Below are 23633 nucleotides of genomic sequence, written 5' to 3'. Positions count from 1 at the left end.
ACCTATGGAAGCAATACTTTTATACTTTGGGAAAACTATTTTATGTTCAGGTGTAACATTTTTGTATTATCAGTTGTCATTAAAAGACAAGACATTCCATCATTATAACAGATTTTATCTGCTGGGTGCAATTGTGATCTCACTTTTGTTGCCACTCATCAGAATAGATGATTTTACGATAGAGGTAAATAATGATATGTATATGCTTCTTGACAAGATTCAGAATTTTAACACAGAAAAAAACATAGACAATGGTAACCTTTATTTTAACATTATTTTTTCAGCTCTGGGACTGGTTTCTCTCTATTTTTTAGGGAAACTGTTGTATGGGATTTTCAAAATCCAGCAGTTTAAAAACCAATTTCAGAAAGAAAGTTTTGACGGGATCAATTTTTACCGTACAGACCTTACCGAAGCTCCATTTTCTTATTTTAAAAACCTGTTTTGGAAGAATACAATCACATTGAATTCTGATATCGGAAAACAGATTTTAAAGCATGAAATGGTACATATTGAGCAGAAACATTCCTTTGATAAAATCTTTATCGAGATTATTACCTCTGTTTTCTGGTTCAATCCGTTCTTTCATCTCATTAAAAGAGAAATTAATCTAATCCATGAATATCTGGCTGATAAAAAAGCCGTAAAACAATCGGACACCAAAGCATTTGCGCAGATGCTTTTAGCAAGCCACTTTTCCGGAACACAGTTGCCTGTTACCAGTCCGTTTCTAAGTTCAAACCTTAAAAAAAGACTTAAGATGTTACAAAAACCAAAAACCAAATTCGGATATGCGCGAAGAATTTTTGCCTTGCCGGTTGTATTCTCTATCGCTTTTGCTTATCTGGTAAATGCTAAAAACAGAGAAATTGAAGAAACAAACCTTTCCATTAAAAAAGTAGTTTCAGAAATTAAGAAAGATACAATAAGACCTGAAAAATCGGGTCAGGAAAAAATTGCAGAACTGAAAACCGTCTCGCCTGAAGACCACACAAAAATTTCAGGACTTGAAAAGAAAATAAAAGAAAAAGAGAAAGAACTGGAAGGTTTGGATCCCGAAAGTGATCTTTTCAGCGATAAAATAGAAGAAATAAGCAATCTGGCTTCAGAGATAGGAGAAATTGCTTCAAAAGTTGAAGTGGATAAGTATTTCAATTCTGCTGAATGGAAGAATCAGATGAAGGAGCTTGAGAATATGGAACCTCTCAGTAAAAAAGAGCTTCGGAAAATAGAAAGAGCAGCAAAAAAAGCGGAAAAAGCAGCTGCAAAAATAGGAGAATTGCCAATTCCTCCGGCACCACCTAAAGCGCCAAAAGAACCGAAAATAACCTATTTTAAAACAAACAGAGTTGTTAATTATAATGATCTGAGCGCTCAGGAAAAAGAAGAGGTACGCAAAGCAATGGCCGAAGCTAAAAAAGCAATGAAAGAAGCCACTAAGGCCAGAATAGAAGGAGAAAAAGCACGGGTAGAAGGCGACAGAGCACGCGCTGAAGGCGATAGAATCAGAGTACAGAGTGAAAGAATCCGAATTGATGCGGACAGAATCAGAAAAGAAGCTGAAAAAGCCCGCGTGGAAGCAGAAAAAACAGCACAAAATTTCAGAGGAGGTAATTTTACGATGGTAAGTTCTTCTCCTAACGTGATGGTAATGCATGCTGATTTTATTAAAAAAGATGGGAGCGGCAACATTTCAATGAATGGAGTGAAAAAATTCAATATAAGTGCCGGAGACGATTACAGATACAAATACTATATAGACGGAAGAGAGAGTTCCAAAGAAGATATTAATACTCTAAAACCTGACAATATTGCAAGTATGAGAGTTATTAAAGGAAGTCTTGTAAAAGGGACAGAAGGGGAAATAAGAATTGAAACAAAGAAATAAAGTTCCATCAGGCTTTGTCAGTTTCAGATTGGCAAAGCCTTTTTAATACGATTTAGCATAAATTATGGGAAAAAAATATTTGATTTTACTAGCATTTTTAGGGGTATTTGCCCATGCACAAGTCAACAGATTCTTTTATGACTATAAATACATCGCTGATTCTACCAATAAAGCAGATGTGAAAAGTGATGTAATGTTTCTGGACATTGATAAAAATGGGTCTAAATATTACAGCAGAGAAAAATTTGCTTCAGATTCTGCAACAAAAGCAGATATTGCAAAGCAGATGAAAGGAGGATTTGGGGGAAGTATTAATATCAAAAAAAGTATAAAACCCGGTACAATTTTTTCAACGGTTACAAAAAAGTATCCAGATTACAGTGTCTCATTCTCAGAAAACATTGGAAATACCAGCTATAAAATGCCGGAAGATCAAAAACCTGAATGGAAAATACTTCCTGAAAAGCAGAAAATCGGAGAGTATAATACCCAAAAAGCAACTACCAATTATGGAGGAAGAAGTTGGGTAGCATGGTTTTCCACAGACATTCCTTTTCAGGATGGTCCTTATAAATTCTATGGACTGCCGGGACTTATTGTTAAAATTGAGGATACCACAGGCTCACATATAATGACTCTAATCGGTAACAAGAAAACAGAAGCAGCATCGCAGGAAGATCTTCAAATACCAGGCCTCACTACAATAGGTTTGGGAGGTAAAGAAATAGAGATCAGCAAAAAGCAGTTTAAAAAAGCCTGGAAAGATTATCTTACTGATCCTACAAAAGATATGAAGCAAACCATGAGCACGCTTCCGGCAGGAGCTGTAGTGCAAATGAAAAACCAGGATGGTAAAAGCATTGATATGAATGAAATGTACAGGAATATTGAAAAAAGAGCAAAAGAAGACCAATTAAAAAATAACAATAAAATAGAACCGGATTTGTTCAAGTAAAATTATATATTTTCTAATATCTGCAGGATGGCATTTTTGTCATCCTGTTTTTTATTTTAACAAAAGAGATTAAGGAAAAAGGTGATAAATATCAATTCATCATGTTATGATATATTTAGTATCTTCAATGGACAATAAGTAATAGCAACCAACGTTATATCTCATGACAGAAAAGGAAAAATGTGCAGCCGGGCTTTTATACAATGCCAATTATGATAAAGAACTGATTCAGGAACGTATTGTCTGCAAAGATCTGTGCCAGGAATACAATGGTCTGAAAAACTCAGATACAGAAAACAGATACAGACTGCTCAGAAAGATTATTGGCAGTATAAAAGAAAATATCTGCATAGAACCCAATTTCTGGTGCGACTACGGATATAATATAAAAGCAGGGGAGAACTTCTATGCCAATCATAATCTTGTTATTCTGGACTGCGCTAAAGTAGAGTTTGGTGATAACGTGTTTATCGGGCCCAACTGCAGTTTTTATACAGCAGGCCATCCGCTTGATGTACAGCAAAGGAACGAAGGTCTGGAATATGCACATCCGATCAAAGTAGGGGATAATGTATGGTTGGGAGGAAATGTGATTGTACTTCCGGGTGTTTCTATCGGAAATAATTCGGTGATTGGAGCAGGAAGTGTTGTCACAAAGGATATTCCGGACAATGCAGTAGCTGTGGGAAATCCATGTAAGGTTGTTAAATTTATAACAGAAAAAAACTAAAAACTATAGTAAACTAACCATGAAAAAAATGATCATTCTATTCAGTCTTCTATTGGCTGTAATGACTAATGCACAGAATCAAAGATTTATCTACGAGTACAAATTTATCACAGACTCTACCGCGAGAGATAAAGAGCTGAGTGAAACCATGTACCTTGAAGTAGCTTCCAAGGGATCCAAATTTTACAGTAAAGATTATTTTCAGTCCGACTCCACGATGAGAGCTATCACTGAGAAAGATACTCAAAGCTTAAATATTAACCTTGGAAACTTTAAATTTAAAGGTAAAATACGCTACAACATTGAAAAAATGTATCCTGAATATTCTACCAACTTCTTTACTACTCTGGGTTCTGATGAATACCAGGTAGAGGAAAAGAGAAAACAGAACTGGAAGATTCTTCCGGAAAAAGAAAAAATAGGAGAATTTAATACCCAAAAGGCTGTTTGTGATTTTGCCGGCAGAAAATGGACGGCCTGGTTCACTACAGATCTTCCCATTCAGGATGGGCCCTACAAGTTTTATGGACTTCCGGGATTGATTGTAAAAGTGGAAGATAATACCCATTCGCATTCATTCGAATTAAAAGGCAGCCAGAAACTTCCGGCTGGATATGAATGGAAGAGTACCAAAGATAAAGAGCGTTATCATACACTTATCACACTCAACGAAGCAAAATTTAAAAAAGCTTTTAATGATTACCGTCAGGATCCTATGAAGAGTCAAAAACAAATGCTGGCCCAAGGAACCATTATTGAGATGAGAGACAGTACAGGAAAAATACTGGACCCGGTACAGGCAAGCAGAGATCAGGAAGCAATGGCCAAAGCCAATATTAAAAAACAGAATAATATTCTTGAACTGGATCTGCTGAAATAAACTTAAAACATAAAAAAAAAAATCCCGGAACATTGTTCCGGGATTTTTTATATCTGAATAAGGATCAGTGATTATGCTAATTTCTGAGAATCTGCAATAAACTGAGCCAATCCGCTGTCTGTTAATGGGTGCTTCAATAAGCTCAAGATCGGAGGAAGTGGAGATGTGATAACATCTGCTCCGATTTTAGCACAGTCGATGATGTGCATAGAGTGACGGATAGAAGCTGCTAAGATTTCAGTTTCGTACATATAGTTATCGAAAATTAATCTGATTTCCTGAATAAGGTTCAGACCGTCTGTAGAAATATCATCTAATCTTCCTAAGAATGGAGAAACATAAGTTGCTCCTGCTTTTGCTGCCAAAAGAGCCTGTCCCGGAGAGAAGATCAAAGTACAGTTTGTTTTGATACCTTTATCAGAAAAATATTTTAAAGCTTTGATTCCGTCTTTGATCATCGGAATTTTAACAACGATATTCGGGTGAATAGCAGCCAATTCGTCTCCTTCCTTAATCATTTCTTCATACGTTGTAGAAAGAACTTCCGCAGAAATATCTCCGTCTACAAGTTCGCAGATCGTTTTATAATGGTTTTTGATCGCTTCAGCTCCCTGAATTCCTTCTTTTGCCATTAATGAAGGATTGGTAGTTACACCATCTAAGATCCCAAGATCTCTTGCTTCCTTGATTTGCTCTAAATTAGCTGTGTCAATAAAAAATTTCATTTTGATAAATAGATTTATTGATACAAAGATAGGGAATTAATTGGGTTCTGAGGTATGAATTTTAAGTTACGGGATTCGGGATTTTGAGTTACGGGGTATATGGGTTTGAGAGTTTGAATGTAGGAGAGTGAGTGAGTTTGAGAGTGATTGTTTTATAAAATAATAAAAAAGAAATTTTATACCTATTCCTCAAACTGTTATTTTTGCTTCTAGCTTCTAGCTTCTAGCTTCTAGCTTCTAGCTTCTAGCTTCTAGCTTCTAGCTTCTAGCTTCTAGCTTCTAGCTTTCAGCCTAACTAGTTTAAATTTACCATCCATGAAAAACAAAAGCTTCACTGCCACATTGGAAATCATAGGAATTAATCCTTTTGTTTTTATTCCTGAAGAAATTCTTGAAGAAATTTTTAATGAATCAGGGAGAAATAAAAGTCCCATTGCTGTAAAAGGAACTGTGAATGGGAAAGAATTTAAGCAAAACCTGATGAAATACCTGGGAGAATGGAGGCTGTATGTGAACCTGATCATGCTGAAAAACTCTCCGAAAAGAATAGGAGAAGTTATTGAAGTTGTTCTGGAATACGATGATTCCGACAGAAGTATTTCTATCCATCCTCAATTAGAAAAAGCAATTAAAGAAAGTACTGTGGCAACAGCGAATTTTGAAAACCTGATTCCTTCAAGAAGACATGAGCTGATCCGGTATATCAATAATTTAAAAACTGAAGCCAGTATTCAGAGAAACATTGATAAAATTATCAGGCATCTGCATGGTGAAACAGATTTTTTCGGAAAGATGATTGAGTAGGATCATAGCAAGACAAAATTTCAAATAATACAGGAAATCTGGAATTAAAAAAGAGAAAGCGACAATGTCCCTGATGAAGCTTTATGATATACATATGCTTAGAAAGAATCAATGAAATTGATTCCATCCTTGACTTCCTCAAAAATTTAACAGCATTTACTCAATCTTTGCGTTAAATTTAAATCATGATTTTTGATAGTAAAACATATATAAATAAACAAAAAGACCGGAAAAATTTTCCGGTCTTTTTATTTACTAAGAATTTAATGTTTTGCTAAGCTTTACAGCATCCTGATTGGTAGGATCATACTGTATAGATTTTGCAATGTGCTCTTTTGCTTTATTAGGATCAGTTTGCTGTTCTGTAAAGGCAAGATAGAAATAAGCGTATGCCAGATTCTTCTTATTTTGCTCTACTTCTTCAGGTTTTACTGTTGCAATATACTTTTCGTAAGCAATTTTTGCATTGGCATCATCTTTTGCAGACTGATAGGCATAAGCCTGGCTGTAATAAGATGGAGCCCAGTCTGGTAATAAAACAGATATTTTCTTCCAGGTGTCAATGGCATTGGGCCAGTCTGAAGCTTCCTGATAAGCATTAGCCAGTTTTGCTAATGATTCTGCATCTTTTGGATTGGCTGCGATCTGTTTTTTAAGACCTTCAATAGTTGGGTTAGTGGTTTGACTCGTTGAGGCCGAAGTTTCCGGCTGCGTTGTTTGTGCGTTTACAAAACTTACACTTCCTGCTAGTATTAAACCTAAAAATAGACTTCTACTATTAATTTTGCTCATTTTCATAATCTTATATTTTAAATTCGAAAATCTAAAATTCAATAATAATTCCACAAAATCTAAAATTTTAGAGGCTTTAAGTTTTTTTAGAAAATATTAACGGGATTGATGTTTTTTTTAGTTTAATTTTTGATTCGTTCATCTTTGAAGCTATCTTTGTGATTCATTTTTTTATTAATATCTATAATTTCGCCATATGAACATTATATTAGCTTCAACGTCCACCCTTTTTGGTGGAGAATATCTGGAATACTTAAGAGAAGAATTAATCCAATTATACAAGGGAATTGACGAAATTGTATTTATCCCTTTCGCAAGGCCAGGCGGGATTTCCCATGATGACTATACTGCTAAAGCACGCTCTTTCTTTGAAACCATCCATATAAAAGTAAAAGGGCTTCATGAATTTGAAGATAAAAAAGAAGCCATTCATCAGGCAAAAGGGTTCTTTACCGGAGGTGGAAATACTTTTTTATTGGTTAAAACATTACACGAAGAAGGGCTGATGTCTGTCCTGAAAGAAAATGTATCAGGAGGAAAAGCTTATCTTGGATGCAGTGCAGGCAGCAATATCGGAGGTCAGAATATGAAAACGACGAATGATATGCCGATTGTATACCCACCAAGTTTCGACTGTATGGGATTGGTTCCTTTTAATCTCAATCCCCATTACCTTGACCCCAATCCGGATTTGAAACATAATGGAGAAACCAGAGAAACCCGTATTCAGGAATTCCTTACCCAAAATGATATCAAAGTGGTAGGGCTTAGAGAAGGAAACTGGATCCGAAGAACAAATGATTCCATTACTGTGGAAGGAAGTGAACTGACCAGAATTTTTGAAAAAGGGAAAGAGCCTTACGAAATAGAATCAGGAAGCAGCCTTTAATGAATAAAGAAGAAATCAACCTTTTCATAGAACGTAATCTCACTAATTTTTCAGTGAACAGCACCGGATGGAATGATCTGATCCGGAACTTGCTGCATGAATTCGCCGTTGCAGGCTGGAATATGGATCATCGTGTCTTTGGAAAAGAAAAGTTTGGTGAATTGAGATGTTATACCTATTCTGAAGATGAAACGCTCAACGACAAACTTAAAAAGATCAAAAGTAAATATTCAGAGCTGTCTGTCAGGACGTGTGAGATCTGTGGAGAAGAAGGTAAGATGAGAACAATCGGTTCATGGCAGACCACATTGTGCCTGAATCACTTTCTGGAACAGCAGCCCGTTATTGAAATTGATGACAAACAGAATATCAAAAGAAGCAATGAGACTGTTCTGAATATTAAAAACGTTGTTAAAGCTGAGGTAGAATATGATCTTCAGAGATTGTGTCTTTACACAGGACAGAATGATTGGGAAGGAAAGAAATATTTTTCATGGCAGGAACCTAACTATTATCTGCTTTTAAGAACAATTCCTTTATCATTGTTTCCGAAAGACAGACAGCAGGAAATTTCTACATTGTTTCAAAGCTTGACTGACTGTGAAGTATGTGGTCATAAAGCAGTTTACCAAAAAAACTGTTTACGTTGCCATAATGAACCCTGGAATGATTCCGGATATTTTATTCAGGATTATGGTGATCAATCAAACTATATCAAAGAATGCCAGATGGATATTTTCATAGATGAAGATGATTATGAAAAATATTTTAAACATGATCGTTCATTTGAAAAATCTCCTGACCATCAGATTCTTTTCAGTTCCGATGACCTCATTGAGTATAAAAAGCTTTTATTTTAACTATATTTGATTAGAATTAAATAGAGCAAAAGGTTCAGCTACCGGCTAGCATCAATAGTCTTGCGAACTGTATTTGATACCTGCTTGCTTAGATCCAAACAACAATGCAATGAAAAAAACACTTGCTGTTCTTGTGCTTTCTGTACAGATAGTTGCTGCACAGAATATAGCCCAAAAATTAGATAAAGTAACAAAGGATCTTATGGATTCTTCGGGAGCAGTATCTTCCGGTTTATCTTTTTATGTTTCCGATGAAAATGGTAATTTCATATATGAATATCAGGGGAATAAGGGGTTTTCTACTGCTTCTACACAAAAGATTTTCACAGCAGGGGCAGCACTTGAAACATTAGGAAAAAACTATACTTTCACCACCACTTCAAGCTATTCCGGAAATATCTTCGGAGGAACGCTGAACGGCAATCTTTTTATCAGCTCCAACGGTGATCCTACATTAGGAAGCTGGAGGTATGATGCCTATAAACCTGAAAATTTTAAAAAGAAACTGATTGATGCCATTAAAAATTCAGGAATCTCAAAAATATCCGGTGATCTGGTGATTGATGATTCTTATTTTGACCATCAGACGATTCCGGGAGGCTGGCCGTGGGATGACCTTGGAAATTACTATGGAGCCGGAGTTTGGGGAATCAACTGGAAAGAAAATCAGTTTGATATCAATATCAACGGAACTGATTTTAAAAGCTTTTCTTATCCGTTGGAAGGTGTAAAGTGGCTCAATGATCTTAAAGCAGGAGGAAACTCGGATCAAAGTCTGATTTTTACTGCTCCTCATTCTGATGTTGCTTTGATTAATGGAATGCTTCCTGCGGGAAAAACAGTAACCGTTTCCGGTTCTACTCCTAATCCGCCACTACAGTTGGCTGCAGAAGTAAAACAATGGCTGAAAGAATCAGGAATTGAACTTTCAGGAAAAGCAGTCACGAATTCTCAACTTGAAATAGAAGGGAAAATGGCTTTGGCAGCTCCTAAAAATAATATTCTCCTGACTTATCAATCTCCGACTTTAGATAAAATTGTCTATTGGTTTTTAAGAAAAAGTGTCAATCTGTACGGAGAAACGTTAATTAAAACTTTAGGAAAAGAGAAAAAAGGAAATTCAAGTTTTAAAAGTGGTGTTTCCTATCTGAAAGAATTCTGGAAATCTAAAGGAATTAATCCTAATATGATCAATTTTGCTGATGGAAGCGGGCTTTCTCCACAGAATTATGTGGCAGCAAAGGCAGAAGTTCAGGCACTTTTATATGCTAAAAAGCAATCGTGGTTTGAGGCTTATTACGATGGATTCCCGGTTCAGGATAATGGAATGAAGATGAAAAGCGGAACGATGAGAGATACCAAATCTTTCGCAGGATATCACACCGCAAAAGATGGAAAAAAATATGTATTTTCGATTATCATCAACAATTATCAGGGAAGTGGAAATACTGAGCTGCAGAAAATCCTGAATGTTTTAAAATAAAATACTTTGAGAAAATCCATACTCACCAGACTGAATAACTGGATCATTTTTGTTGTGATGACTACTTTGGTGATTGCTATTGTAGTAGCATCAACATCGCTTATTAATTTTCTCAGAAAAGAGGAGATCAAAAGGATCAGTCTTCTTTCCAAAGCAATTAGAATACAGCAGGAGGTAAAGACTCCGGATACCGATGTGCTGGATCTGCTGCCAGATATTCTGAATATTAACAATACCATTCCGTTTATCGTAACAGATAAGTTCAAAAATCCAATCCTTGATCTCGGATACTATAGAAATATTCCTGAAAGTACGATTAAGGATCCTGAGAAACTGCAGGATCTGATCCGGAATATGGAGAAAAACTATGATCCTATTGAGATCAAAGTGCCGGATGGAAATAATCAGTTTGTCTATTATGATAATTCACGTCTGCTTAATAATCTTCGGTATTCACCCTATATTTTAGGACTGTTTATTTTACTGTATTTTGGTTTTTCTTTCTGGTTTTTCAGAACGATAAAGAAAACAGATGAAGGCTATCTTTGGGCAGGTTTGGCTAAGGAAACAGCGCATCAGATAGGAACACCTTTATCTTCTATGATTGGTTGGATAGAAATTATGAAGTTGGACAATCCGGATTCAGACGGGGTACATGAAATTGAAAAAGATATTGAAAGACTGAGAACAATTTCAGAGAGATTCTCAAAAATCGGTTCTATTCCTGAGCTGAACGACAGAAATTTCAATGAAACCATTCAGGAGAATTATGACTATTTGAAAACAAGAATTTCAAGGAAAATCAATTTTACACTTAATCTTCCAACATATACCGTTCTGGTTCCTCATAACAAAATTCTGATGAGCTGGGTGATTGAAAATCTGGTGAAAAATGCTGTAGATGCCATGAAAGGAGAAGGGGCAATCACCATGTCTGTTTTTGAAAGAAATAAAAATATCCTCGTTGAAGTAAAAGACAACGGAAGCGGAATGACAAAACAACAGGCCCGGAATGCTTTTAATCCAGGGTATTCTACCAAAAAAAGAGGCTGGGGATTGGGGTTGTCGTTAGCAAGAAGGGTAATTCATGAATATCATAATGGTGATATCAAAATTTCCCAGACTGAAGTAGGAAAGGGAAGTACTTTTAGAATAACAATCAGAAAGGAGGAAAATCTTTAATTGCAAATTTCTTTTACAAATAAGAAACCTAACAGGTTTTCAAAACCTGTTAGGTTTGAATATTCAAGAATAAAGTTATCAGAGTAAGAAAATAAAAAGCGGGGAAATTTCCCCGCTTTTCTCTTTATTTTTTACCAGTAAGCCACTGGGTCTGTAGTTTCAGTTCTTCCGGAGTTGGATTCGCCTTAAATGTAGGCGTTTCCATGGTCATTTTATCCAGAATAGCCTTTCCTTTCAATGTCATTTTCTCTTTCTTACCGGCATTGTCTCTTAAAATGGTTACCGTAACTTCCTGTCCGTCTTTGATGGTTCTGGTATAACCAATAAAATCCTGTACTTTTTTGATGTCTACTGTTCTTCCGTCTAAAGCAAGTACCTGGTCAGTGATTTTGAATCCGATACTTTTTGCAAATGGAGATAATGCAGAATGATCGTCAAAAGCAAAAGCATTGGTCTTCTCATCAAAACCTGTCTGGTTCGGATCCTTAATGAACCAGAAAAGAGGCTGGCTTTCCTGCTTTTTAATATCTACCCCTACCATGCTCAGATACTGGGCATAAGGTGTTGGCTGGTTTCCTGCAATATATTTGTTATAGAAATCCTTTACCTGAGGATATCCGGTTACTGTTACCAGTTCGTCAATCAGTTTATCATCTTTGAAAGGTTTATTTTCACCAAATCTTTGAGACAGTTTTCTGATCATATCACGGTATCCCATTTCTCCGTTGGACAATTTTCTAAGCTCGATGTCTAAACACATGGCTAAAAGCGCTCCTTTTTCATATACGTTTCTGTACTGATCTTTGTAAGGCTCTACCAATACATTTTTGCTCATTACCGTAAATGGCATTGTATCATCATAGCTCTTGGAGTTGGCAATTTTTTCGCCGATTCTTTCAAGGAACTGATCTTTATTAATCAAACCTTCCTGAATCTGGAATAAGTTGGCAAAATATTCCGTTCCGCCTTCGTACATCCATAAGTGCTGAGACATTTTCGGATCTGCATAATCGAAATAGTGAATTTCTTCAGAGTGTGTCTTCAGAGGGTTTACAGTATGGAAAAATTCGTGGGAAACTACATCTGTAATGGTATTGTCAATAGCATCTTTCGGCATTGCTTCAGGAAGAACCACACTTGTAGATTCGTGGTGCTCCAATGCTCCGAAACCTTTTACTTTAGGCCCATCACCACCGGAAAGATAAAGCATGATAGCATACTTTTTATTGGTATTCATATCCCCCAGGAATTTCTTCTGGGCAACAACCATTTTCTCAAGATTGTCTTTGAAATCTGCTGCTTTATATTTTCCTGTCGGAGAATATACACCCAGTACAAGATCCATTCCTCCTGCGTTGAAGGTAATATAATCCGGTTTGGTGTACATCAATGGAGAATCTGTCACTTTAGCATAGTTAGCCAGAGTAAACGTATCTGTATTCTCAGATTTATCCTGATCTACCAACGCTGTGGTTCCATAAAAATCGGTTGGTTTCTGAACCACCAGCTGATAAGGAACATCCTGCATATTCTCAATATATCCTATGAATCCATGAGTATTGATCATGTATACTTTTCCTGCTTCAATATCAGTTCCTGAAGGAGAAAATACGGCTTTATGCTTTGATGTATCTAATTCATCATCAAAACTGTCATTCACAAGATATGAGATTTTGGAAAGCGCCTGAGCATTTTTCAAGGAATAAGTATTGTCATTTACTTTAGTATAAGTAAGTTCTTTTCCTTTATTATCGTAAAATTTGATTCCTTCGATGAATCTTCCGTAGTCGTCTACAGAATAAGTACCTGGAACCGTTTTTGGGAAATGAAATTTAATATCTCCGGATTTCATTTTCGGAAATTCCATGGTAACGGCTACTTTATCATCTTTTACATTAACAAGGTCAATGGTAGTTTTTATAGACTGAGCATTTGCTAAAAAAGCAGCAAAAATACCAAGGCTAAGTACTGTTTTTCTCATTAGGTTTAAATTAATAGTTAAATAGTTGCTTTTTTTCTGAATTTGTTACGAAGAAAGTATTAAACTTTTCTTAAAATTTTAAGATCAAAAAAGCGAAAGGCAAATTTGTGGGTGTGCAAACTTGCCTTTTTCTTTATTGAGTATTCTTATAATTGATATAATAGTTCGGATTTAGCTCAACCGGAGTGCTCTTTTTAAGCTTCACAGTCTGCCATTCTTCCGTTGGATTTATGGTCTGATCACCATTGATGATGATTGGTAATTTCAGGTTTTTTACCACATCCGTATAACGGAACTTTAAAGTATCTCCATTTTGAACATACTCAAGGGTTGGTATTTTTATCGTTCTCAGATACTGATCAAAAACCGTTGAAAAATCAATCCCTGATTTTGAGGAAATATAATTTTCTATCTGCTGCGTGGTAACAGTCTGATGATAAAAGTCTTTATTTAGACCTCTCAGGATTTGTCTGAATTTTTCATCATCATTAATAACCTGTCTGATGGTATGGATCATATTGCCTCCTTTTGGATACATATCTCCGCTACCTTCATTCCTTACACCATATTTTCCGATAATAGGAATGTCATTGTCGATCCCATTTCTGGTTCCCTGAACATAGGTTTCAGCAGATTTTTTGTCCATATATTTTTCCGTGAAAAGAGTCTCGGAATAGTTGGTGAAACTTTCATGGATCCACATATCAGCCTGGTCTTTTGCTGTAATATTATTGGCGAACCATTCGTGACCGCTTTCATGAATGATAATGAAATCCCAGTTTAACCCAACTCCTGTCCCTGAAAGGTCTCTGCCAAGATAGCCGTTCTGATATTTATTTCCATAGGCTACATTACTCTGATGTTCCATACCAAGGTGAGGAGACTCTACAAGTTTGTATGAATCTTCATAAAACGGATATGGACCAAACCAGTATTCAAAAGCTGATAGCATAGGTTTTACCTGCTCAAACTGTTTCTTTGCCTTGTCCAGATTATAGTCAATTACCCAATAATCCAGATCCAGTTTTCCTTTTTCACCCTCAAATGTATCTTTGAAGTTTACATATTTTCCTATACTTGGGATAATGGAGTAGGCGTTGATAGGATTTTTAACCTCCCAGGTATAAGTGGTTTTATTGCCTGTTGTTTTTTTATCAGTGAGTCTGCCATTACCCACACCTACCAGATCATTGGGAGTAACAATTTTCATAATGATCCCGTTATCAGGTTCATCGCTCCAGATATCTTTGGTAGGAAGCCATATGGAAGCTCCTATTCCTTCGTCAGCAGCAGTCATCCATGGATTTCCTTTTTCGTCTTTAGTGAAAACCCATCCGCCATCCCACGGTGCTTTTTTAGCTATGGTAGGCTTTCCGGAATAGGTAACGTTAATGCTATATTTTTCACCTTTTTTGAATTTCTTATTCGTTGTAATGAAAATAAAGTCACCATCATGCTTATAATTGGCAATAGGGAAATTTCCTTCCACCTTATCCGCTTTCATTGGTTGTTGAAGGTCAATCTGGAAAACAGGATTGGTAACATCTTTGATGATCTCAAAACTGATTTTATTATTTCCTTTAATGCTTTTCTGCTCAAAATCAGGTTCTACGGAAAGATCATATTTTTTGACATCCCAAAAATTTCTGAACTCCGTATTAGAACCTTTTAAAGTATCCTGTTTGGTGAAAACCTTATCCTTTTCAAAGAGTTGTCCGAAAACCAGCCCTGATGCAAATAAGAGTGTATATGACAATTTTTTCATTTAAACTTATATTAAATCTTTTCAAAAGTATAAAATTAAATTAAATAGGACATGCTGGAAATCAAATTAAATACAGATTTTAAGAAGACATAAAAAAAGCCCGGTCATTGCCGGGCTGTAAAAACTGATTAGGTTTTATTTTTTGATGAACTTCAGATTTGAAGTCGTTCCTTTATCTTCAATCGAAATAATATAAGCTCCTGTACTTAGATTTGATACAGAGATTTTATTATCATTAATCTGGCCATTCATTACTTTCTGACCAGCCATATTGGTAATGATATACTGAGCTTTAGATGAAATCTGGGTTACATTCAATACATCACTTGCCGGGTTAGGGTAGATCTGGATTGAGTTCTTGTCTTTCACTGTCTCACTGGTAGAAAGCTGTTGCTGAATCAATACCGGATAATCCTCAACTTCACCATATTGCTGGTTGCTGCATCCGCTACTTGGCTGACTTTCATATCCTAATACCACTCTCATAATTACGTTTCCTCCGGTATAAGCATCTGCCGGTACGGAGAATGTTCCGGAAACAGGTGATACGATACTAGCTGCACTGGTGTAGATGACTTCAGAAGAAGAGAATACTCCGTCTTTGTTAAAGTCTATCCATGCTGTTACGCCGTCATTATACTGAGCACCTGTCCATCCTTTGGTTATACTTACATTATTCCCTGTAGATCCGGACATAAGGGTAATCAGTTTCGAAGGATCTGTAGTATAGTCTGTGTAAGGTGTATTACTGCTGCTGTTTGAAACAGGGTTCATTCCGGCACCGGTTACCGTAACATTGGAAATATACTCGTCAGCAGCATTTGTTCCTGTGATTGAACACTTAGCAAATGGAGACGTTGTAAAATTCGTTGATGCTGAATAAGAACCAACAGAAGCACTACAAACATTAGCTACCTGTACTTCATATTGAGTAGCTTCAGTAAGTCCTGAAATGTTATAGGCATTTGTTGAAACAGGTACTGTAGTCCATGTTGCTGTTCCTACTTTTCTATACATTACGGAGTATGTTGCTCCTACTAATGCTGTCCAGTTTACTGATGCAGAAGTTCTTGTAATACCGGTTACTGTAATTCCTGTTGGAGCAGATGTTGTACAAGCACTTGCAGATGCGGATACGGTAGCATTTCCAACAGCATAGAATACATTATCAATGGCGCTTACTCTTATTTTTACGCTGGCACCTGTTGCCAAAGAAGAGAACGAAAACGGCTCAGATCCGTCATTCGCTGTAGATGGACTGATAACGGTCCATGTCGTTCCATTGTCTGTAGTATAATCTATTTTAACGTTTTGTACATTATATGGAGCGTTATTGGTGTTTACCACATCCCAGGTAACCGCTCCAGGTGTATTATTATAAACAGTAGTTGATGTCACTTTAAAAGGTCCCTCATTTCCTATATCCACTTTCATCAGACTGCTTTGTGTCTGTTGTTGTGCAGCATCCGGATTATTATCTCTTACGGTTACTTTGAAATTCATTGTTCTCGGGATATTGGATACTGTCTCCCAATCTACCGCACTGGTAAGAGTACCGTTAAGAACGTTTGTGAATTTAGGGAAATAACGGGTAGGCGAGGTTGTAGGCATTAGAGATCTGAAATTCGCTCCATTATTTCTGGTTGCACTTACTGGTCCAAAAGCAGATGTAGCCAGATCATATTGTTCCCAGGTATAAGTCATAGGATCATTTTGTGTATCTGTTGCAGAAGCTGTTAACACAAAAGCTGTTCCTTTAGGGATCATTTTATTAGCCATTGGCTGAATAGAAGGAGGGGTATTGGCTACATTAGTAATAATTCCACAGTCCTGAGCATTAACATAGGTACCTACTTCTTCAATATTTTTAGTATGAAAATAAGCATCAGAATGCATCTGAACATTATAGTTGGTAATACCGGCATATCCCATAATTGAAGATCCAGATCCCGGCTCCATGTGAGCACCATGTAAAGCAATAGACATCGTATGTGCTGCACCGAACTGGTGGCCAATCTCATGCGCTACAAAATCGATATCATAATTGTCTCCAAAAGGCTGATCCGGAGTAGAAGGAGAAGTAATTCCCGCTCCTTTAGAAGTAGCATCATTATTACTTGCAGGGTTTCTGCAGACATTTCCTACATCTCCGGCGCTTCCACCACCACCTCTGTGGCCAAAGAAATGTCCTATATCATAAGCAGCATTACCTACACCGGCAGTATTGGTAAGCGTTTGCTGAAGCTGAAGATTCCATGCACCGGGAGCGCTATAGGTTCCGTTTGAATTAGCGATTACATTTGAATAAGGGTCCGTAGCGGGATCTGCAAATATAAGTTGGGGAAGATCCTGTACAATCATATGGATTCCAAAATCTTTTTCAAAAACACCATTTACACGGTTCATGGTAGCGTTAATACGTGCTGCAGCCAAAGGAACACTTCCGGCAAGTTGCGTATATTCACCGTTTACGGAGATGGCAATTCTGTAGGTTCTGTATTTTTGTTCATTACTTTTATTAGCGTTCCCTAACCCCTTTAAAACATTTTTTGTTTTAAGCAGTTTATTCATTTCTTTCTTTACCTTTTCAGGTTCAGAAGTTCTACATTCGAAAGGGTCTTCATGAGATTTATTAGATTTGAAAAAGACTCCATATACATCCTTTTCTTTATTGATTGGTTCTATGAATTCGTATTTTCCTGTATCAGTATTGAATGTCATAGACTGGAAATCGTTTGGCGCTGTACTGAAGCGGATTTGTTTATGTGGATTATCCAGTCCGATACCTGCATATGCTCCTAATTCATATCTGTCTGCCATAGATTTCTCTACTACCGGCGAACTGTACACTGAAAACCTTTCAATTCTTCCATCTGCTGTAGGGATAGAAACGATTACAGCACTTCCTCCTTTTCCTGCTTCAGGAGCATTCTTTAGTTGATCTCTTAATGCAGAAAGATCAAATTTGTAGGCATATTCTACTTTTACTTCTTTTCTTACTTGCGTAACTTTTTCCGAGACAGGTTCCCAGCGTTGTGCCTGTAAACCACCCAGACTTAAAGCCAAAGCACAGACGAAAATAATTTTCTTTTTCATATTTTTTTATTGATTGTTATTAAGGTTTTAAATATAGTATATTTTTTTAAATCTTTGGTTAGTGATACATTGTTAATTACTCCCAACTTTATAATTTTAGTTGAATTTTATCGTTATTTTTAATTATATTAAGAATAAATATAATTAATGTTAATTTTTTTTAAATAAAAAAAGTGCTACCATTCAATTGAATAGTAGCACTTAAGCTTTTATTAGTAAAAAATACTTTTATTTCTGTACTGCAGGAAGATTTCCGTTGCTCTTCTGTACTTTTTTATAAGTGAAGGTACACATCATAATACTGAATTCATATAAGATAAGGAGCGGGAATGCAGCCATTAGCATACTTAGAACATCTGCCGGGGTAATAATTGCAGCCACTACCATAATCAGAACAATAGCATGACGACGGTAGGTCTTCATAAATGTAGGCGTCAGAATTCCTATACTGGTAAGGAAGTAGATCAAAATCGGGAAAAGGAAAATAACACCCATACCCAAAACCACCTGTAAAAATAAAGTGGTATAATCACTTAAATCATAAAGCGGAACGATAATGTCTGAGATCTTAAAAATAACCCCGAAATTAACGGCGAACGGAAGAATCAGGAAATAACCACATAATACTCCGGTCATGAAAAGAATCCATACCGCATTGATAATATAAATAGAATTTTTTCTCTCTCTCGGATGTAAAGCAGGACCAATAAAACGCCACAGTTCCCATACAATATAAGGAAATGCAGCCACCATTCCACCAAAAATTGAAACAGCCATCATTACATTGAACTGCTGATACAATCTCTGTACACGAACAGGGAAGTCCTTTGGAAGATGAATACTGTCTTCTCCTAAAATCATTCTTGAAAAATGATTAACCACTCTGAAAGTCGGGAAATCATTTCTGGTAGGTCCAAAAAAGATATGGTCCATAATCCAGTTGATATTAAAACCAACCACAAAAGCCGCAATTATGATAGCAATAATCGAACGGATCAGATGCCCTCTTAATTCTCCTATATGTCCAAGGAAGGACATGTCTTTACCATCACTCACAGAATAAAATTTTAAAGCGCAAATTTATAAAATATTTAATTAAATGACCGATGTTAGGTTCTAAAATTATCGTGGTACATATAAAGCAAAATCAAAATCCCTTTCTTCAATATTCATTTCTGTTAAAAGGTCTTCTGCAGCTACGTTGATTTTTTTCCACCTTTCATCATGGCTAAGATCTAGTGATTCGAAAACCCATTCTTCTTCAGTGACTTCATCCGTAACCTTTTTAAAATCTGATATTTTCTGTCTCAGTGATTCGTTGATGAACTTATTTCTGAATAACGATTCTATTTCTTCACTATATGAAAATATACGTAAATCTTCTCCGATATCTGTCAGGGACAGGCAGTCTGCAACAGAATTGAACTTTTTATCATCATAAGTACAGAAGATCAGACCTCGGACAACGAGGTCAAAATAGTCCTGACTTTTTTGATCATAGTACAGATTTCTATCATGAGTAGAATATTCAGGTCTATGATCAGGTTCCAACGGAAGATGATGCATCTTATTTCTTTGTGAATCCTGATAATCAAGATATTTTTTCAAAAATATTGGGAATAGAATCAGTAAGTAAAGAATAATCATCATAATACCTTAGAAATATTCAATAGAAAACGCTGCTCCGAAGGCATAATGCCTGAAATCTATTATTTGAATTCTAGTTAATCCCTTCGTCTAACAGTTTATGCAGGTCTATAATCCCGAAATATTTTCCGTTTTCCGTTACTACCAGCTGGCCGATATTATTTTCTTTCAGTACTTTCATGGCTTCTTTCGCCAGAGCTTCTTTTTCAATCGTTCTCGGACGGGCAGACATGATATCTTTAGCCGATACTTTACTGATATCTTCTCCTTTCATCAGCATTCTTCTCAAATCTCCATCTGTAATAACCCCAATAATCTGATCTTCATTGGTTACGACTGTGATTCCATGGCTTGAAGCACTGATGGAAATGATGACATCTCTTATGGAAGAATCTTCTGTTACCTGAGGTTTTTGCGAAGAAAGAAACTGTTCTACTTTAGAAGTAAGATTCTTTCCTAGGCTTCCTCCAGGGTGGAATTTGGCAAAATCATTAGCTTTAAAATCGTTCAGCTCCATTAAGGCAACTGCCAAAGCATCTCCCAAAGCCATTTGTATAGTTGTAGAACTTGTAGGTGCCAGTTTATTCGGACAAGCTTCAACGTCCACATGAGTATCCAGAATAACTTCTGAAAACTCAGCCAGTTTACTGGTCTTATTTCCAGTCATTCCGATCAAAGCAGAAGAATAATCCTTTAAATAAGGAACCAGATTGGCAATTTCAGGAGAATTTCCGGAATTCGAGATGCATAAAACAACATCCTGTTTCTGAATGACTCCAAGATCTCCATGAATAGCTTCCGAAGCATGCAAAAACTGAGAAGGTGTACCCGTAGAATTTAAGGTAGCCACAATTTTGTTACCCACATGGGCAGATTTCCCTATTCCTACTACAATGAGCTTTCCTTTTGCCGAGTGAATGATCTCTACAGCGTGTGCAAATTGGTCATCAATTCTGTTTTTTAATTTTTCTAGTTCAGAAATTTCTATTTCTAAAGTGCTTTTTGCAATTGATATAATGTTGGTTCTATCCATTTTATGATGATAAGGTATACAAAAAAGTTTATAAAAAACGTTATATTTTAAAAAGAATATTTAATATAAATTTTATTTTTTATAAATTCGTTCGCTTTTATTTTAAGCAGAATTTTTATAACTTTGGGTGAGATGCAAATTTAGCAATAGAAAATTAGATGAGCGCAAAAAAAGCCAATTTATCAGGCGAATTGAAAAAGTATTTTGGGTTTTCTACATTTAAGGGCCAGCAGGAACAAATTATAGACAACCTATTGAATGGGAAGGATATATTTGTTTTAATGCCTACAGGTGGCGGAAAATCATTATGTTATCAGCTTCCGGCACTTATTTCGGAAGGAACAGCAATAGTAGTTTCGCCCTTAATAGCGTTGATGAAAAATCAGGTAGATGCGGTGAACGGTCTTTCATCAGATGATGGAGTAGCACACGTACTGAATTCATCATTAAACAAAACGCAGACCAAACAGGTTTTTGACGATATCAAAAGCGGCAAAACCAAACTTCTGTATGTAGCTCCTGAATCATTAATTAAAGATGATTACCTGGATTTTTTGAAAGAAGTGAAAATTTCTTTCTTTGCTATCGACGAGGCCCACTGTATTTCAGAGTGGGGACATGATTTCAGACCGGAATACAGAAATCTGAAACAGATTATTGACAAAATCGCCAATGTACCGGTGATTGCTTTAACGGCTACTGCTACTCCTAAGGTTCAGGATGATATCCAGAAAACTTTAGGAATGACGAACGCATTGGTGTTTAAAGAAAGTTTCAACCGTCCTAATCTATATTATGAAGTATGTCCTAAAATCAATGTAGATAAGGAAATCGTTAAATTTATCAATCAACATAAAGGGAAATCAGGAATTGTTTACTGCCTGAGCCGTAGAAAAGTTGAAGAATTTGCCCAGCTTCTGCAGGTGAATGGAATCAATGCACTTCCTTATCATGCCGGTCTTGACCAAAAAGTCAGAGTAGCCAATCAGGATAAATTTCTGATGGAGGAAGTAGATGTAATTGTAGCCACGATTGCCTTCGGGATGGGAATTGATAAGCCGGATGTCCGTTTTGTAATTCATTACGACTTCCCAAAATCATTGGAAAGCTACTATCAGGAAACCGGAAGAGCAGGAAGAGACGGAGGCGAAGGTCACTGTCTGGCATTCTATGACCCGAAAGACATTGAAAAACTGGAGAAATTCCTGGCTCAAAAACCTGTTTCAGAAAGAGAAATCGGATTACAGCTTCTCAATGAAGTGGTAGGCTATGCCGAAACTTCCATGAGCAGAAGACAATATATTCTATACTATTTTGGAGAAAGTTTCGATCCGGTAAACGGAGACGGAGCTAAAATGTGCGACAACTCATCCAATCCTCCAAAATTGAAGGATGCTACGACAGATCTCGAAAAGTCATTGGCGTTGATCAATGATACAGGGGAAAAATTCAAATCTAAAGACCTGATTTCCGTTATCGTAGGAAAGGAAAATGCAGTAACAAAATCTTATAAATTAGAGCAAAGTTCTCATTTTGGTTTTGGAAAAGATGAAAAAGATAATTATTGGAAAACAATTTTGAGACAGGCCACTGTTCAGAATTTTCTACAGAAAGATATTGAAACCTACGGGGTTTTAAAAATTACAGAAAAAGGAAAAAGTGTCCTGAATGGTAAATCTAAAGACATCTTTTTAATTGCTGAAGACCGTGAATTTGATCTTACTCAGGCAAAAGCTGAGAGCGATCAGGTACAGCAGCAGGCTGGAGGAGGGCTGGATCAGAACCTTTTCAATCTGTTGAAAGAATTGAGAAAAAAAGTAGCCAAAAAACACGGAATTCCTCCATATACAGTGTTTATGGATCCGAGTTTAGAGGATATGACTGTCCAGTATCCAATAAGTGTAGATGAGATCACCAAAATCTATGGTGTAGGTGAAGGAAAAGCCAAAAAATACGGTAAAGAATTCGCAGATTACATCAAAACATACGTAGAAGATAACAATATCGAACGTACTCAGGATATGGTATTGAAGCAGGTGGCCAATAAATCCAGCCATAAAGTTTTCATCATCCAGAGCACTGATAAAAAGATTGACCTTGAAGATATAGCAAGAGCTAAAAACCTTTCTATGGATGAACTTTTGAAAGAAATGGAAAGGATTGTTTATCAGGGAACAAAGCTGAATATTGATTACTATATTGAAGATAATTTTGATGAAGACATTGTAGACGGATTCATGGAATTCATGAACGAATCTGAAAGCGATAGTATGAAAGTATTACTGGATGAATTCGGGGATGAACTGTCTGATGAAGAAGTAAGAATGTTGAGAATTAAATTCATTAGTGACGTAGCCAACTAAAATGATTTTAAACAATAACGAAATAATTAAAAAAGAAATTCTTCCTAAGAAGAGTTTCTTTTTTAATATGACAGAAAAGTTGAGAACAGCTTTTTCTGTATTCTACCTTGCAATTGGTGTTTTTTTTATTACGAGTAGCTTAAATTCCAGTTTTTGGCTCTTTTCAATAATAGGGATTGGGGTTTTTTGTAATGCTTTATACGTTACTTTTTTCAGATGGATTGTAAAGTATTGGAAACTGAAAAATAACTATTATGTAATTACAAACCAAAGGATAGCTATCGTTGAAAAGGGAAGCGGGAAGGTTCTAAAATATAAAGATCTGAATGAAATAAAGGAGGTAAATGCTGAAATGAATACCCTTCATTTTGGGAATATCATCTTTGGTGAACCTGAAAGTTTTTTTGGTAAAGATGATGAGAGTTTTTCTTTTTTTGGAAGAAGAGGAGTCAATTTTACTGAAGATAAATATGCCTTTCTAAGTGTTGAAAACATTAACGAAATTATACCTTTATTTAACGAAATGGGCTTGAAGGTTAACAAAACTTTTTACTAACTTT

General features: G+C 36.2%; 19 protein-coding genes. 11 read left to right on the top strand and 8 right to left on the bottom strand.

From position 1 onward, the window contains the following. Window positions 1-4 precede the first annotated feature (4 nt). From ACMA47_RS14530 to ACMA47_RS14515, 4 genes are all read left to right on the top strand, one after another. A complete protein-coding gene (locus ACMA47_RS14530; protein WP_413930337.1) occupies window positions 5-1888 on the top strand; it encodes a M56 family metallopeptidase in 1884 nt (627 codons plus the stop codon). Window positions 1889-1952: 64 nt separating this feature from the next. Beyond that, a complete protein-coding gene (locus ACMA47_RS14525) occupies window positions 1953-2843 on the top strand; it encodes a GLPGLI family protein (RefSeq protein WP_413930336.1) in 891 nt (296 codons plus the stop codon). 163 nt (window positions 2844-3006) lie between these two features. After that, window positions 3007-3573 carry a sugar O-acetyltransferase gene (locus tag ACMA47_RS14520; RefSeq protein WP_413930335.1) on the top strand — a complete coding sequence of 189 codons (567 nt, stop codon included), beginning with the start codon at window positions 3007-3009 and terminating at the stop codon, window positions 3571-3573. Between the two features lie 19 nt (window positions 3574-3592). Then, window positions 3593-4453 (top strand): GLPGLI family protein, encoded by an 861-nt coding sequence (locus tag ACMA47_RS14515; protein WP_413930334.1) that lies wholly within the window; start codon window positions 3593-3595, stop codon window positions 4451-4453. A gap of 71 nt (window positions 4454-4524) precedes the next feature. On the opposite strand, the gene fsa is transcribed toward ACMA47_RS14515, so the two are convergent. Then, window positions 4525-5178, bottom strand: a complete 654-nt coding sequence (gene fsa, locus ACMA47_RS14510; RefSeq protein ID WP_413930333.1) for a fructose-6-phosphate aldolase — start codon at window positions 5176-5178, stop codon at window positions 4525-4527. A gap of 315 nt (window positions 5179-5493) precedes the next feature. Between fsa and ACMA47_RS14505 the strand changes: the two genes are divergently transcribed. Next, window positions 5494-5982, top strand: a complete 489-nt coding sequence (locus ACMA47_RS14505; RefSeq protein WP_413930332.1) for a YdeI/OmpD-associated family protein — start codon at window positions 5494-5496, stop codon at window positions 5980-5982. A gap of 255 nt (window positions 5983-6237) precedes the next feature. On the opposite strand, the gene ACMA47_RS14500 is transcribed toward ACMA47_RS14505, so the two are convergent. After that, window positions 6238-6774, bottom strand: coding sequence for a tetratricopeptide repeat protein (locus tag ACMA47_RS14500; RefSeq protein WP_413930331.1), 537 nt, complete (start codon window positions 6772-6774; stop codon window positions 6238-6240). 196 nt (window positions 6775-6970) lie between these two features. Between ACMA47_RS14500 and pepE the strand changes: the two genes are divergently transcribed. The 4 genes from pepE to ACMA47_RS14480 all read left to right on the top strand — a co-directional run bounded on the left by pepE (window position 6971) and on the right by ACMA47_RS14480 (window position 11188). Further along, window positions 6971-7663 (top strand): dipeptidase PepE, encoded by a 693-nt coding sequence (pepE, locus tag ACMA47_RS14495; RefSeq protein ID WP_413930330.1) that lies wholly within the window; start codon window positions 6971-6973, stop codon window positions 7661-7663. Further along, the gene (locus ACMA47_RS14490; protein ID WP_413930329.1) at window positions 7663-8523 is read left to right on the top strand and encodes a hypothetical protein; all 861 of its coding nucleotides are present in this window, start codon (window positions 7663-7665) and stop codon (window positions 8521-8523) included. The genes pepE and ACMA47_RS14490 overlap by 1 nt, the downstream gene beginning before the upstream one ends. A 109-nt stretch (window positions 8524-8632) precedes the next feature. After that, window positions 8633-10006, top strand: coding sequence for a D-alanyl-D-alanine carboxypeptidase/D-alanyl-D-alanine-endopeptidase (gene dacB / locus ACMA47_RS14485; protein ID WP_413930328.1), 1374 nt, complete (start codon window positions 8633-8635; stop codon window positions 10004-10006). 6 nt (window positions 10007-10012) lie between these two features. Continuing rightward, the gene (locus ACMA47_RS14480; RefSeq protein ID WP_413930327.1) at window positions 10013-11188 is read left to right on the top strand and encodes a sensor histidine kinase; all 1176 of its coding nucleotides are present in this window, start codon (window positions 10013-10015) and stop codon (window positions 11186-11188) included. 124 nt (window positions 11189-11312) lie between these two features. Here ACMA47_RS14480 and ACMA47_RS14475 read toward each other — a convergent pair whose 3' ends face one another. The 6 genes from ACMA47_RS14475 to ACMA47_RS14450 form a co-directional block, all read right to left on the bottom strand. Continuing rightward, window positions 11313-13169 (bottom strand): PDZ domain-containing protein, encoded by a 1857-nt coding sequence (locus ACMA47_RS14475; protein ID WP_413930326.1) that lies wholly within the window; start codon window positions 13167-13169, stop codon window positions 11313-11315. A 133-nt stretch (window positions 13170-13302) separates the two neighbouring features. Then, complete coding sequence (locus tag ACMA47_RS14470; protein WP_413930325.1) at window positions 13303-14934, bottom strand: M1 family metallopeptidase; 1632 nt, start codon at window positions 14932-14934, stop codon at window positions 13303-13305. Window positions 14935-15069: 135 nt separating this feature from the next. After that, a complete protein-coding gene (locus ACMA47_RS14465) occupies window positions 15070-18030 on the bottom strand; it encodes a reprolysin-like metallopeptidase (RefSeq protein WP_413930324.1) in 2961 nt (986 codons plus the stop codon). Window positions 18031-18258: 228 nt separating this feature from the next. After that, window positions 18259-19086, bottom strand: a complete 828-nt coding sequence (tatC, locus tag ACMA47_RS14460) for a twin-arginine translocase subunit TatC (protein ID WP_183037386.1) — start codon at window positions 19084-19086, stop codon at window positions 18259-18261. A gap of 66 nt (window positions 19087-19152) precedes the next feature. Next, entirely contained in the window at window positions 19153-19638 is a 486-nt protein-coding gene (locus ACMA47_RS14455; protein ID WP_413930323.1) for a hypothetical protein, read from the bottom strand. Window positions 19639-19750: 112 nt separating this feature from the next. Then, on the bottom strand, window positions 19751-20710 hold the full coding sequence (locus ACMA47_RS14450; protein WP_413930322.1) for a KpsF/GutQ family sugar-phosphate isomerase: 960 nt from the start codon (window positions 20708-20710) through the stop codon (window positions 19751-19753). A 158-nt stretch (window positions 20711-20868) separates the two neighbouring features. Between ACMA47_RS14450 and recQ the strand changes: the two genes are divergently transcribed. Continuing rightward, window positions 20869-23073, top strand: coding sequence for a DNA helicase RecQ (gene recQ / locus ACMA47_RS14445; protein WP_034695580.1), 2205 nt, complete (start codon window positions 20869-20871; stop codon window positions 23071-23073). 1 nt (window position 23074) lies between these two features. Then, window positions 23075-23629 (top strand): hypothetical protein, encoded by a 555-nt coding sequence (locus ACMA47_RS14440; protein ID WP_413930321.1) that lies wholly within the window; start codon window positions 23075-23077, stop codon window positions 23627-23629. Window positions 23630-23633 lie beyond the last annotated feature (4 nt).

The organism is Chryseobacterium sp. T20 (assembly GCF_047345655.1).
Lineage (GTDB): Bacteria > Bacteroidota > Bacteroidia > Flavobacteriales > Weeksellaceae > Chryseobacterium.
Note: the sequence above shows the minus strand (reverse complement) of the source record. Positions and strands in the feature narration are given on the sequence as shown.